The sequence below is a fragment of the Paenibacillus ihbetae genome, from assembly GCF_002741055.1.
GTDB classification, from domain to species: Bacteria; Bacillota; Bacilli; order Paenibacillales; family Paenibacillaceae; genus Paenibacillus_AQ; species Paenibacillus_AQ ihbetae.
In genome coordinates this window covers 5,353,291-5,366,981 of sequence record NZ_CP016809.1, presented here as the reverse complement: position 1 = coordinate 5,366,981, position 13,691 = coordinate 5,353,291, and the positions used below count along the sequence as shown (strand labels likewise).

The 13,691-nt window shown below is 53.6% G+C and carries 11 protein-coding genes; 6 read left to right on the top strand and 5 right to left on the bottom strand.

Features of this window, described 5'->3' with window-relative positions:
- Positions 1 to 427: 427 nt before the first annotated feature.
- The 3 genes from BBD41_RS24125 to BBD41_RS24115 form a co-directional block, all read right to left on the bottom strand.
- A complete protein-coding gene (locus BBD41_RS24125) occupies positions 428 to 844 on the bottom strand; it encodes a GNAT family N-acetyltransferase (protein WP_077567244.1) in 417 nt (138 codons plus the stop codon).
- Positions 841 to 1,221, bottom strand: coding sequence for a sensory rhodopsin transducer (locus BBD41_RS24120; RefSeq protein ID WP_077567245.1), 381 nt, complete (start codon positions 1,219 to 1,221; stop codon positions 841 to 843). The genes BBD41_RS24125 and BBD41_RS24120 overlap by 4 nt, the downstream gene beginning before the upstream one ends.
- Before the next feature lie 380 nt (positions 1,222 to 1,601).
- On the bottom strand, positions 1,602 to 2,720 hold the full coding sequence (locus BBD41_RS24115) for a rhamnogalacturonan acetylesterase (RefSeq protein ID WP_077567246.1): 1,119 nt from the start codon (positions 2,718 to 2,720) through the stop codon (positions 1,602 to 1,604).
- Between the two features lie 226 nt (positions 2,721 to 2,946).
- On the opposite strand from BBD41_RS24115, the gene BBD41_RS24110 reads away from it, so the two are divergent.
- The 6 genes from BBD41_RS24110 to BBD41_RS24085 all read left to right on the top strand — a co-directional run bounded on the left by BBD41_RS24110 (position 2,947) and on the right by BBD41_RS24085 (position 10,776).
- Positions 2,947 to 4,680, top strand: a complete 1,734-nt coding sequence (locus BBD41_RS24110) for a cache domain-containing sensor histidine kinase (protein ID WP_077567247.1) — start codon at positions 2,947 to 2,949, stop codon at positions 4,678 to 4,680.
- Between the two features lie 13 nt (positions 4,681 to 4,693).
- Positions 4,694 to 6,238, top strand: a complete 1,545-nt coding sequence (locus BBD41_RS24105) for a response regulator (protein WP_099479080.1) — start codon at positions 4,694 to 4,696, stop codon at positions 6,236 to 6,238.
- A gap of 141 nt (positions 6,239 to 6,379) precedes the next feature.
- Positions 6,380 to 7,717: an ABC transporter substrate-binding protein gene (locus tag BBD41_RS24100; protein WP_077567249.1), complete on the top strand. Its 1,338-nt coding sequence runs from the start codon at positions 6,380 to 6,382 to the stop codon at positions 7,715 to 7,717.
- 230 nt (positions 7,718 to 7,947) lie between these two features.
- Complete coding sequence (locus tag BBD41_RS24095) at positions 7,948 to 8,847, top strand: carbohydrate ABC transporter permease (protein WP_077567250.1); 900 nt, start codon at positions 7,948 to 7,950, stop codon at positions 8,845 to 8,847.
- Positions 8,848 to 8,852: 5 nt separating this feature from the next.
- On the top strand, positions 8,853 to 9,686 hold the full coding sequence (locus tag BBD41_RS24090) for a carbohydrate ABC transporter permease (protein WP_028405386.1): 834 nt from the start codon (positions 8,853 to 8,855) through the stop codon (positions 9,684 to 9,686).
- 58 nt (positions 9,687 to 9,744) lie between these two features.
- Entirely contained in the window at positions 9,745 to 10,776 is a 1,032-nt protein-coding gene (locus tag BBD41_RS24085; RefSeq protein WP_099480768.1) for a glycoside hydrolase family 88/105 protein, read from the top strand.
- Between the two features lie 174 nt (positions 10,777 to 10,950).
- On the opposite strand, the gene BBD41_RS24080 is transcribed toward BBD41_RS24085, so the two are convergent.
- The gene (locus BBD41_RS24080; RefSeq protein ID WP_099479078.1) at positions 10,951 to 13,023 is read right to left on the bottom strand and encodes a peptidoglycan D,D-transpeptidase FtsI family protein; all 2,073 of its coding nucleotides are present in this window, start codon (positions 13,021 to 13,023) and stop codon (positions 10,951 to 10,953) included.
- A gap of 27 nt (positions 13,024 to 13,050) precedes the next feature.
- The gene (locus BBD41_RS24075; protein ID WP_099479076.1) at positions 13,051 to 13,665 is read right to left on the bottom strand and encodes an NUDIX hydrolase; all 615 of its coding nucleotides are present in this window, start codon (positions 13,663 to 13,665) and stop codon (positions 13,051 to 13,053) included.
- Between the last annotated feature and the right edge of the window lie 26 nt (positions 13,666 to 13,691).

The following is a 13,691-nucleotide window of genomic DNA, read 5'->3' as shown; positions in this document are numbered from 1 at the left end:
CATGGTTAGTTGTGTTTAATTAGGAAGTTAAGTTTGGTTTGGTTTGGTTTGGTTAAATCCCCTTATGGTAGACAGTGGAAAAAAAGTTCATGTTACAATGAATTTCACTGTTGATCAGAGGGGATTTTTTCATGCCCTCGAAAAAAAACAGGCGTGAACTCAATATAGCAAAGAGACAAAGAAAAAGGCGGTTAGCCTACAACTGATGGAGAACTGGAGTTATTCCATGCTCTTGGAGACGCTGGGAATCATGAGCGAGATGGGATGTGGTGGACGAAAGAGCAAATGGGGACAGAATACAGGGTTTACTGCAACGAAAGATGCTTACAACATAAATTGGGCGATCTATCCTCAGTAGATTACCGGGAACAGATCGCCGCTCAAACTTCTTTTTAGCTGCCTACATTGACGGGCTCCATCCTTTTGATTAGCGCTTGATGTTCTTTTTCATGCCAATCGTAAATGTCGTGAAACCCAGCCTTTCGTAATAGGCTTCCAATCCTTGTTCGCATAACAGCTGGGGAATGACTCCAAACTTCTCGCAATGCATGACAAGCCTTTGAACGATGCCGGTGCCGATCCCTCTGGCCTGAACATCCGGATGCACACAAACGCCGCATAAGAGCCCGGTAAGCACGCCGTCCGAAATGACCCGACCCATACCGACGAAGCGGTTCCCTTCATACGCATAGACGCTGTACCAGCTCCCTTCGCACATGGCTTGGAGCTCCCGAACGTTCAAGTTCAGGGAATTCCAGCCTAAAGCGTTGTATAATTCGAACAGTTCCGTAAAGTCCTCAGGCAGCTCCGACGTATAGGTGATCGCGGGCTCGACCTGCCTCATACGCTCCCGCTCCCTTTGACGGGGTATGCCATTACGCTCATAAGGGCATTTTCCGCCTGGGTAGCATCGAGACGGCTGTACTGCACATAAACGGGCCCGCTGCAGACGACCTCCATCGCATACGGCACACCTGCCGGAATCGTCCGTCCATCGGCGCTCAGCGAGCTCGTACGAATGTGGCGGGTCCGTCTCCCCGGCACGATCGTTTCCATGCCCATCAGCGGTTCGCGATCCTCGAAATAGGCATGAATCGTCACCGTCACGTCTTTCTCCGATGTATTCAGCACGCATACCGACTCATGACTCGTTAATTCGCCGCTGCTCTGCGGCGGAATATAGCCATCGGGAATGATCCACAAGGTTTCGCCTTTTGACATCCGAACAACACCTCCTGACGCAAAATTGCTCTCGCTTGATACTTAATCATTCGTCGCACAGGGCATTGGTTCCTGTTCCGTCCTTCTAGAAATTGACGAAAACAGGGGGGGCTGCATCTACCGCACGAATTGCCATCCGATGTCTATATGATTGTGGCTTGCGATTGCTTTACGGTAGCCACATGATTGGGCTTACGATTGCCCGCACATTCGCAATGCGATTTCCATAATAGATGGGCTTACGACATGATGCGCTTACGACATGATGCGCTTACAACATGATGCGCTTACGATGAGCTTACGATTTCCAGTACGAGCGATCATCCCATGCTCCCAGCACGACATAAATTTGAAAGATCATCACATGACTCTCATCCGAGCTACGTCCGCAAATACAGAGATAGCGGCTGAAGCCCCAACGACTTCAAACCTTCGGCCACCAGTTCTGCCAAACGGAGGGCTCCCCTCTCCTGAAAATGCGTATTGTCCGAAACCCCGAGCGGAAAGTTCACCCATTCTCCAGGCGCACCCCACATGAAGATCGAACGGGTACCTTCCGGGCCGAGCTCGTTGAACAGCCCCATGCTGATTGCAGCCAGATCGACAAGCGGCACCTGCTCTTCCTGCGCGAGCTCACGGACTGCGATAACATAGTCTCCGTGCGTATCCTTCAGCCGGCCGTTATCATCAAAATAACGCCGGTGAACCGAAGTGACCAGAATCGGCACGGCCTGCCTCTCCCTGCAGCCATCGATGTACATCCTCAAATGCTCCTTGTATGTGGAAAAAGGCTCCGTATATCGGCTCGGGTCAGACTTCTGGTCATTGTGGCCGAATTGGATTAACAAATAATCTCCCGGCCGCATGCGCGCCCAGATCCGGTCCAGCCTGCCTTCGTCCACAAAGCTCTTCGAGCTTCTACCGGAAGCGGCGGCATTGATTACGGCTGCATCCGGCTTGATCCAGGCCGGCAGCATCTGGCCCCAACCGGCATAGGGATAGCCATCGGCAGGCTGATTCGCCACCGTCGAATCACCCGCGATAAACACCGTGCAAGCGTCCGGCGCCGGCACCAATTCCAATCCGTTCAATCGCGGCGCTCTGCCGGAAAAATAAAGCAGAATCCGCCCCTCGGCCGCCGGCAGCGTTACGCTGAAACGCTCTATATAACCGGGCGGCGTCCGCAGCTGATGCAGCAGCATCTGGCCGTCCGGTCCCTTAATCGTTGTTTCCGCTGCAAACCATGGGTCGCCGATCGTCAGACGGAGCGTATATAATCCATCCTTCGGCACGTCCACCCGAAAGGCGGCTTCAAGCGGGATGACAAAGTCTGCGCCCAGTCCCGTCTCCCCCTCCCTTCGTATTCCCGTTAGTCCTGCAGCGGACAGGAAACCGTACCCCCGCGCCGGCTCGTACAGCGTATCGGACATGATTTTCGCGTAACCCAATACAGGCTCACCGGTTCCAAAGTCAAAAGCATAGCGGTCCTCGCTCTGCATCATTACACCCTCCCGTTAATCGCTCTCCCCCCATTATGCACGACCTCATATGCGCAATACCATCCATTTATCCGGTTATTTTGTTTAAATATCCGGTCAACTTCCAAAGGGCTGAACGTCACTCGCAGGCCGGGTTCCCATGATGGACAATCTTATTGACAGCGTTTACAACCCGGTACATAATGTGTACACAACATTTCAACTCCAAGGTAAGGAGACGGATGCCGTGCGGAAATGGACCTCAGCCTACAAAAATATGAAAATCAAAAACAAGCTGTCGCTCCTGATCACATTGATCGTGGCCATGGCATTCACCTTCGCGGTCATCGTTCAGCAGTATGCCTTCTCCATCTATGATGGACAGCTGTATCTCAAATCTTCCAAGGTCCTTCACTTGTCCTCTTCGGCCATCGAATCCGAGCTTGAGCGCATCGAGCAATTATCCTTCAACATGATTACCGACACGGAGATCCAGCATATCTTACGGAAGATTGCCGCCAGCGACTCCGATTATGACCGGCTCACCTTGAAGCAGCAGCTTGTCGATCGACTCCTCAACTACGTGGGGTCCGAGCCGATGCTCTACTCCATCCACCTCATCGATTCCAACAACAAACAGCATGATGTCGGCAGCGTCATTCCGATCGCTCCTGCCAAAATGCAGCATATTATGCAGCTCGCGGGCGATGCCAACGGGGAAGAGCGCTGGTTCTATCCCGATGAACAGGACCCGGCCCTGCTGCTGTCCAGGGAGATCCGTTCCTATTCGGGAACCCTGTTCGACCTTCATTATCTGGGCACAATCGTAATTCGGGTCAATATCGACAAGCTTGTACGTACATCTGTAGCTGAAGAAGGGGAGCTGATCATGACCTCGGGAACGGATGTCATCTACCCGACCCGGCCGAACTTTAGCCCGGCTTCCATCCAAGCTGACGTATCATCCGGCAGCGGATATTTTACCCGGGAGATTGAAGGACACACGTATTTCATTGCCTATAACCGCTCAGCCAATACGGGCTGGACTTATATTAATGCCACCCCATTTAATCAGGCCTTTAGGCAAATCATTTTTATCAAAGAGCTTGTCATCATCGTATTCGGCATCATATTCGCAGTCGCCATTCTGCTCGGCATTCGATTCAGCAGGGGCCTGACAAAGCCGATCGAAAGCTTGATCGCCCGGATGAAGCTGGCCGAGAAAGGGAATTTCGCTGAAGCCAATGTGCTCCCTCAAGACGCGGCCCCTGTTGCGATGGATGAGCTCGGTCTGCTGCACCGGACCTTTCGTTTGATGGTGGAGAGAATCAATGTCCTGATCACCGAAAATTACGCGAACCGCCTGCTCGTCAAGGAGACCGAATTCAAGGCGCTTCAGGCACAAATCAATCCGCATTTTCTTTACAACACGCTCGAGTCCGTGAACTGGCTTGCAAAAATCAACAAGCAGACGCAAATCTCCGACATGGTGCAGGCGCTGGCTTTCCTCCTCCGCAACTCCGTCAGCCTGAAGGAGCCGATTCTTTCTCTCCGAGACGAGCTCGAAATCGTTAAGAACTATATCACCATCCAGAAGTTTCGTTTTGAGGAGAGGCTCGAATTTAGCATGAACGTTCCGGATGAGGACCTGGAGCGCAAACTTCCGAAGCTGTCCCTGCAGCCGCTGCTTGAAAATGCAATCCACTACGCGCTCGAGCCATCAGTCGAGCCTTGCAGGATCACCCTTTACACACGCCGGGACCGGCACGCCTTCTGCGTCATCGTGGAGGATGACGGACCGGGCATGGCCCCGGACACCATCGACCGTCTCCGAAGCGGAAGCCTGCAGACCACTGGCAACGGCATCGGTATGCTCAACATCGACGAACGCATCAAGCTCGCCTTCGGCGACAATTACGGTCTATCCATCGAAAGCGCACCCGGGCTCGGCGCCCGCATCATTCTATCACTGCCACTATAATGGAGGGATTCCCATGTACAAAGTTCTGCTTGTAGACGATGAACGCATCATTCTGGAGGGCATTTCCCGCATGGTGGACTGGTCCGCCTATCAAACCGAGCTCGCGGGGACGGCCCAGAACGGCATCCAAGCCTACGAAAAAATCGTTAGCGATTCGCCCGATATCGTCGTGTGCGACATCCGCATGCCCGGCCTTGACGGCCTCGAGCTCGTGGCCAAAACCTATGCAAGCCACCCCCACATCAAGTTCGTGCTGCTGTCCGGCTTCGGCGAATTCGAATACGCCAACCGCGCCATGCAGTACGGGGTTAAGCATTATCTGCTGAAGCCGACCGATGAGTCGAAGATCGGGGAAGCGCTGCAGGAGGTTACCTTCGACCTGGCGGTTCACCGCCGCAAGGAAGCTTTCATTCAGGATATGAAGCACCGTTTCGAGAAGGTGCTTCCCCATGTGAAGGAACAGGTGCTAAAAGAATTCGTGACGAACAAGACTTACGGTCTTAACGATCTGGAGGAATATCGCAGCCTGTTCCGATACGACTTCGACCGGCCGGTGCAGCTGCTGCTGTTCCAGCTGGAAGGCGAGGCGGATTTCGAGCATCTGTTCGCCGTGAAGAATATTGCCGAGGATCTGCTGGACACCACCCTCCTTAGCACCACCATCGGCCCGCATGTGCTGGTTCTAATAGAGGAGCGGCCCGGGCTTCAACTCCACGACCGGATCCAGGACATCCGCTGTACGTTCAAGCGGTATTACAAGCTGGACGTGACGGTTGCCGTCAGCGATCCGGGGCCCGTAACGCTGGCGCGCAAGCTGTACAGCGACACGCTGCAGTGCCTGAATTACCGCTTCTACCTGGACGAGAGCGGCATTATTACGACGAACGACACGCTGCAATCCGAAGACGAGGAAGGTGCATTCTCCTTCGACGAGCAGCGCCTGTGCATGCCGGTGCGGTCCGGTCATCACCAAGAGGCCCGGCAGGCGCTGAATGAATTCATCCATGAACTGAAGCGGGCACAGCTAAGCATTGAGATGACCAAGTCCCACGCCATATCGCAGTATGTATCCCTTATTCGGCTGACGGATCCCGAGGAGATGGCGGAAAGATACGAGCGGATACCGGTCATCGCGGAGATGACGACCCTTCAGTCGATCCAGGCATTTCTGGAAGAAACGGTCATCGAAATTACCCAGCGGAATTATGAACGGAACACCATGAAATATAATGCGATCGTCCGGAGAATGATCGAGATTATCGAGGAACAGCTTGGCAATTCGGAGCTGACCCTGAATCTGGTTGCATGCAGCATGCTGTACATGAATGCCGACTATCTCGGAAAGCTGTTCAAAAAAGAGACCGGCGAGAAATTCTCGAATTACGTCATGAAGCTGCGCATCAAGCGCGCGACCGAGCTAATGGCGAAGGACCCGGACATCAAAATTTTCGAAATGGCCGAGCAGCTCGGCTTCGGCGATAATCCCCAGTACTTCAGCCAGGTGTTTAAGAAGCAAATGGGCTGCACGCCTTCGGAATACATGAGAAAAGAGGGCTAGGCTTGTACGTACATATCTGCTTTTTGAACAAAGTGCACGGTTTTTTTCCTTACTCTTTCCCTTGTTACACATAATAATTGGGAATGTAAGCACTATCAAACGAATCACAGATGGGTTCATCAACCAAGGGGAGGAAATGGAATGAGAAAAGTGTTAACCGCAGTGCTCATGTGCTCCTTGCTCGGAAGCCTGATCGGATGCTCCGGCGGCAATTCGGCCGATCAGCCTGCCAGCGCCGGAACCGACACAGCGCCGTCCGCAGCGGCCGGCGACAAGAAGGAGCCGGTCAAGCTGCGCATCGCCTGGTGGGGCGGACAGTCCCGGCACGATTACACGTTGAAGGTCATTGAAATGTATCAGGAGCAGAACCCGCACGTCACCATCGAGCCTGAATATGCCCCGTTCGACGATTACTGGAAGAAGCTTGCTCCGCAGGCGGTAGCCGGCGGTCTTCCGGACATTATTCAGATGGACATCTCCTATCTGAACCAATATGCCGGCCGCAATCAGCTTGCCGATCTGAAGCCGTTCACCGACAGCGGAGTCCTGGACGTGTCGGATGTCAGCGAGAATGCGCTGAGCGGAGGCGAGGTAAACGGCAAGCTGGTAGCGATGAACCTTGGCGTCAACGCACTCCAGACGACATTCGACGTAGAGACGATGAAGAAGAACGGCATCGATATTCCCGGCAAGGACTGGACCTGGGACGACATGGACAAAATGGGCGCCCAAGCGAAGGAAAAAGGATTCCTCATCGGTGGCTTCGCCTACCGGCATGACGTTTTCTTCCCGTATTATCTAAGAACGATCGGCCAAAAAATGTACAGCGCGGACGGCAAAACGATCGGCTATGCCGATGATCAGGCCTTTATCGATTATTTCACCCGCTACCAGAAGTGGTATGACAATGGGTACATCCTGTCGTTGGATAAGGAAGCCCAGAAGAAAGGCGTCGCGGAGGAGGATGAAATCGTGCTTGGCAACGCCATTTCCGGCACGGGCTGGTCCAACCAGTTCCTCGCCGTTGCCAATCTCGTTCCCGATCGTCCGCTGGAGCTGAATCCGATGCCGGGACCGGGCACGAAGGAAGGGCTCTTCCTGAAGCCGTCCATGTATTTCTCCGTCACGGAGACGTCGAAGCATAAGGAAGAAGCGGCGAAATTCATCAGCTTCTTCATCAACGACATCGAGGCAAATAAGCTGATCAAGGGCGAGCGTGGCGTGCCGGTATCCGCTAAAGTCAAGGAAGCGCTGAAGCCGCTGCTCTCCGAGAATGAGGCGAAAATATTCGATTACGTCACCTGGGCCGAAGCGAACAGCAGCCCTGGCGATCCGCCGAATCCGATCGGTGCCGTGGAAATCGAGAAGCTGCTTCGCGATCTCAGCGAGCGCATCCTGTACAAGAAAATATCGGTTGAGGATGCGGCTGCCGAATTCCGGAAGGAAGCGAATGCGATCCTGGCCAGATCCCAGCAGTAGACCCGGATGCACCTAAAGCTTGAGGCATCTCCTTTCGAACGTACGTCAGGTACGGGGCAGGGGGTGCCTTTATTATGACCGGGACCGGGCGGACCTCTGGTTTTTAAACAAAATGGACGGTTTTCTTCATAACGCCCTCTCGGTCAGACTTTCTATAATGGAACTAACCGCCAACGAATTCACCCGCCGAACAGGCGCTGTCAAATTTGAAAGACGAGGGGTTGAAAATGATGAATAGACTTCGCGAGAACGAGCATATCACCGGATACGTATTCTCCGCTCCGTTCGTTCTTGGCTTTCTGATCTTTACGCTGTATCCGATCCTGTCGTCCCTCTACTATTCGTTCACCAACTATAACCTGATGGAGGCGCCAAGCTGGCTCGGCCTCGGCAATTATGAGCGGATGTTCACGGAGGACGATAAAATCGGAAAATCGTTTCAGGTGACCTTTACATACGTTTTTGCCAGTGTCCCGCTTCGGCTTATCTTTGCTCTCTTCGTGGCAATGATCCTGAATACGGCGACCAAGGCTGTGGGGCTGTACCGTTCGGCCTTTTACCTGCCGTCCCTGATCGGCGGCAGCGTCGCGGTCGCGATTATGTGGCAGCAAATCTTCGGCGACCAGGGACTCGTCAACTCCGCCCTCTCGCTCTTCGGCATCGAATCCAGCACATCCTGGATCGGCAATCCGAGCACGGCGCTATGGACGCTGATCGCCTTGTCGGTCTGGCAGTTCGGCTCATCGATGATTATTTTCCTTGCCGGCCTCAAGAACATTCCGAAGGATTATTACGAAGCGGCCAGCGTCGACGGCGCAAATGCCGTGCACCGATTCTTCAAGATTACGCTCCCGCTGCTGAGCCCGATCATTTTGTTCAATCTGACGCTGCAGACCATCTCGGCCTTCCTCACCTTCACCCCCGCTTATATCATCTCTCGCGGTGAAGGCGGTCCGCTGGATCAGACGCTGCTGTACTCGCTTTACCTGTACCGCAAAGCCTTTTCGCATTTTGAAATGGGCTACGCATCGGCGCTTGCCTGGGTTATGCTCGTCATTGTCGGCATCCTTACCCTGCTCATCTTCAGATCTTCCACCCGCTGGGTTCATTACGAATCGAAAGGAGACTGACGGCTATGACCAAATCCGGACGCATTCTGTATCATACGCTGGTCGGGCTGTTCGCCCTGTGCATGACCTATCCAATCCTGTGGCTCGCCGCCAGCTCGCTGAAGCCCAATCACGAAATCTTTACGACCGCCTACAGTCTCATTCCCAGCAAGCTCGAATTCTCGAACTATGCAACAGGCTGGAAGGGATTTGCCGGAACGACCTTCGGGACCTTCTTCAAAAATTCCTTCATCATCGTCATCATCTCAACGATAGGAGCCGTCGTATCTTCCGCATTAGTGGCTTTTGGTCTGGCTAGGACAAGGTTTTTCGGTCAAAAATTTTGGTTCGCCTGCATGATGATCACCATGATGCTGCCGCATGACGTCGTCATCGTCCCGCAGTACGTCATGTTCGCCAATTTCGGCTGGATCTCGACGTTCAAGCCGCTGATCGTTCCCCATTTCTTCGGGGTTCCGTTCTTCATTTTTCTGATTATGCAGTTTATCCGCACGATCCCGCGGGAGCTCGATGAAGCCGCAAGGATCGACGGCTGCAGCAAGTACGGCATTTTTATCCGCGTCGTTGTGCCCTTGATCGTTCCGGCCTTGATCACGTGTTCGATCTTCTCCTTTTACTGGAGATGGGATGATTTCATCAACCCGCTGATCTACCTGAACCAGCCGGAGAAATACCCGGTGTCGTTGGCGCTCAAGCTGTTCCTCGACGGGGAATCGCTCAACAACTGGGGCGGAATGTTTGCCATGGCCACCCTGTCGCTGCTGCCGGTCGTGATCGTATTTTTCATCTTCCAAAAATATATCGTCGAAGGGATCAGCACAACAGGCTTGAAAGGTTAATCCCCAAATTTCAAATTTCTCCCTCTTAAGGAGGCTTAATATGAAAGGAGCTGCAGTTATGCCGGCACTCGTATTTGATGAACAGCAGATTGGGCATGTCATGGATAAGGTGGTGGAGCGGACATTCCGCATGGACTTCAGCTGGGACTGGCCCGGCGGGGTTGCGTTTTATGGCGTTTGCGGGGCGTATGAAGCGACGGGCAAAATGGAATATCTCGAGCAGCTGAAGGCATGGGTCGACGAAAATATGGAGGATGGTCTGCCAAAGCTGTCTGTGAACGGCGTCTCGATCGGACATTCCCTCTTAACGCTGTATAACGTCTACGGCGATGAGCGTTATATCGAAACAGCCAAGGAAATGGCCGAATACCTCGCTCACGATGCCGTTCGATTCGGAGAAGGGATCTTTCAGCACACCGTCAACTCCGAAACCTATAACTTCCCTGAGCAGGCATGGGTGGACACAATGTTCATGGCCGGTTACTTCCTGCTGCGCATCGGATCACTGCTCGGCCGCGAAGATTATTTCGAGGACGGGCTGCGGCAGTACCACGGCCATGAGAATTATCTGCAGGATCCGGTGACGAATCTGTACTATCATGGCTGGGACAATATTGCCGGCAATCATATGTCAGGGGTATTTTGGTGCCGCGGCAATGCCTGGGCCGCGCTTACGATGGCGCGCGCATTGGAGCTCGTACCGGTTACGCACCCTTCCTTCATGATCATTGAAGGCTCGCTTCGGGATCAGCTGAGCTCGCTCGTACGGCTGCAGCATGAATCCGGGCTGTGGCACACCATTACGACGGATCCGCAGTCGCCGCTGGAAACGTCGGGATCGGCGGGGATCGCCGCCGCATTGCTGACCAAGGGGCGCATCTACAATAAATACACCCAGAAATCGATCGACGGCATCCTGGCCAAAATTACCGAGGACGGGACCGTTACCGGCGTATCGGCCGGAACGGCCGTCATGAAGAATGCTGCTGGCTATATAGGCGTGCCCGATAAGCGAATTCAGGGCTGGGGACAAGGATTGACGCTGGCATTTCTGGCCGAAGTGCTGAAGGTCAAGAATAATCCTTATTAGAGGATACAAGAAAGGCTGCCGTACAGGGAACGATTAATGTTCTCCTGAAGGCAGCCTGTTTCTTTTAACTCCAAAATTATTCGAAATAATAATAGCTATACCACTGAACCCGCATCTAGTTACTCGTCTTACTCGTCTTACTAGTCTTGTTACTCGTGATTGTTACTCGTGTTGTTACTCGCCTTGATTCTCCTCCTGCTCACCCTGCTCAGCCTTGCCTTCCGTCTTCTGCTTCGGATGCGGCGTTCCGTCAAGGCCGTACACCTCGTCATAGGCATCGAAGATTTTGCGAGCGACCGGTGCGGCGCTCTGCGAGCCGAAGCCGCCTTCAGGTATGACCACCACGACCGCCAGCTTTGGCTTCTCTCGGGGAGCAAACGCGATGAACACGCCATTATCCTTTCTCCCGGCAGGAGAGTCCTGCTCCGAGGTACCGGTTTTGCGGGCAAAGTCATACGGGAAGCCTTCAAACCCGGCGATCCCCTGCGTATTCATGCCCCGCTTGATGACTTGCCAGTATTCCTTGGGCATCTTCACCTCAGCGATGACTTCACGGCCAAACTGCTTCACGACGTTTCCTTTCTGGTCAGTGATCTTACTCGCAAGCTGCGGCTTGATCCGTTTTCCTTCATTAGCCAGCATCACCGTGTATTGGGCCAGCTGCAGCGGCGTATACTTGCCCTTTTGTCCGAAAGAAGCTAACGCTAGCGCGGCCAGGTTACTTCCAGAAGCCTTCGCATCGAGGTATTCCGCCCTTCCTTCATTCTCAAGGGGCAATCCGCTGCCGGTGAGAACACCGAGGCCAAACTGCTTCATATACTCATCCCACACTTTAACGGCTTTGTCGCCGCCGTATTTGTCATACAGCTTCTCCCCGACCTGATCGATCATAAAGGCATTGGACGAGGTCTGAATCGCTTGGTCCGGCCGGATCGGACCGATTACATGACCGCCGGAGTTTCTGATCTTCGTTTCACTGCCCTGTTTGCCGATCAAGGCATAGCCCTGGTCCGGGTACGTATCGTATGGCGTGAACAGGCCTTCATTGAGCCCGATCAGCACCGTCAACGGCTTGATGACCGATCCGAGATAGATCATCGATTCAAATCCGTTGCCCGACCGGCCCGAGGCGAAGATCGTTATCGTCCCGTTACCGGAAGAGTTGACGACCTCCTGAGTGATTTTATCTCCGCTCCCCCAAATGTTAGGGTCATAGTCCGGGATGCTGGCCATCGCCACGACATTGCCGGTGTCGACCTCCATAGCGACGGCATAGCCGGTCAACGCATCCCTGTGGTACTTCCCGGAGATCAGATGGGTACGAAGATACTGCAGACGCTCAGTAATGGCTTCCTCAGCCGCAAGCTGAATATCCTTATGAATTGTCGTGTGGACATTAAGCCCTTTCTCCGGGGCTGCCATGGACGGGACGCCGTCCACCATGTTCTGCGGATTAATCGGGATGCTGATATAACCGCTTTTGCCGCGCAGTTCTTTCTGGAACATCCGCTCTAACCCGTCATAGCCGACCCATTCCTCTTCGATGTAGATCAATCCCGGATCGTCCTGCCCCTTATTCGCCTCATCGATTTCGGCATATTCCTTGAAATCTTTTGAGCCCTTGAATTTCTTCAGATACCCGATCGTCTGGACCGCAACCGTGTCCGGATCGTAATGCCTCACATTCTCCTCCACGATCTGAATGCCCGGGTACCGCGAGCGGTTCTCCATGAAATGAGCGATCTCCTGCTTCGTCAAATCCGATTTGATCCGTCTCGGCGCATAGCCGTGCTGTTTCGTATATTCAAGATCCAGCTCGTCAATCACCTCTTCGGTTGTCATCGGTTTGGCTTTCGAATCCCCGTATTGGGCGAAGACCTTTGCGATTTCCTTCGCCATCGCTTCGATTTCCGGCCGGTTCTTCTGCCCGCGCTCCGTGTTCTTGTTATAATCCTTCATCAGCGTGATATATAAGGTATGAGTCCCCGTCGAATAAGCCAGCTTCTCGCCGGAGGCATCGATAATGCTTCCCCGGATCGGCTGAAGCGTGAATTTTTTCAGCTCTCCCCCGGACTCCTTTTCAGCAAGCTCCGGGCCCTCCACGAACTGCAGAACGGCCATGCGAATGATAAGGACACAAAAGATGAGGAAAGCGCCGAAAAAGAACAGATTGACCCGCCGGTTGAATTGGCGCCTTACGTCCCCTTCATCGGGATCGCTCATGTAAGGAGGAAATCCCTTGATCATGCTCCTGCTCTCCTTTCCAGGACAAGGTTAATCCATCCAGACCGGAAGATCGGGATGATTGTTATAGCGAAACAAACGGTCCAGCTGCTCGGCCGTATTTCGTTCTTCAGACAATGGGGGCAGCGCATCACGTTCAAAGAAGCCGACCGCCGACGTTTCTGTGCCGATGCCCGCAGCCCCCCCTGTGATTTCGCATTGGATAAACATTTTATATACATGAAAAGGCGACGGCGGATGCCGGTGGAATTTTTTATCCAGCACAGCCAGCAGCCGCACCGCGCGCACATCATAGCCCGCCTCCTCCTGAACTTCCTTAACGGCCACCTCCGACGGCGACAGACCGATGTCCGCCCATCCGCCCGGCAATGCCCAGGCTCCGTCGGCTTTCTCCCGAACGAGCAGCAGCTTCCCGTCCTGGAAGATAACCGCGCGCACATCCACCTTTGGCGTTTGGTATCCCGTTTCACTGGCAAATAAGGTGCGGATCTTATCCTCGCCCGCTTCTGTATATTCCTGCATAATCGATATGCTGAGCGCTCTCAGCTGCTCGAACCGTTCTTTGTCGTAAACATCCTTGGTATAGGCGAGGCCCGCCTGGCTGATCGCTTGTATTTCCTTTGCCCACTCCAACCATTTCAGCATGCTTGTCTCATTCCTTTTTTAATCAA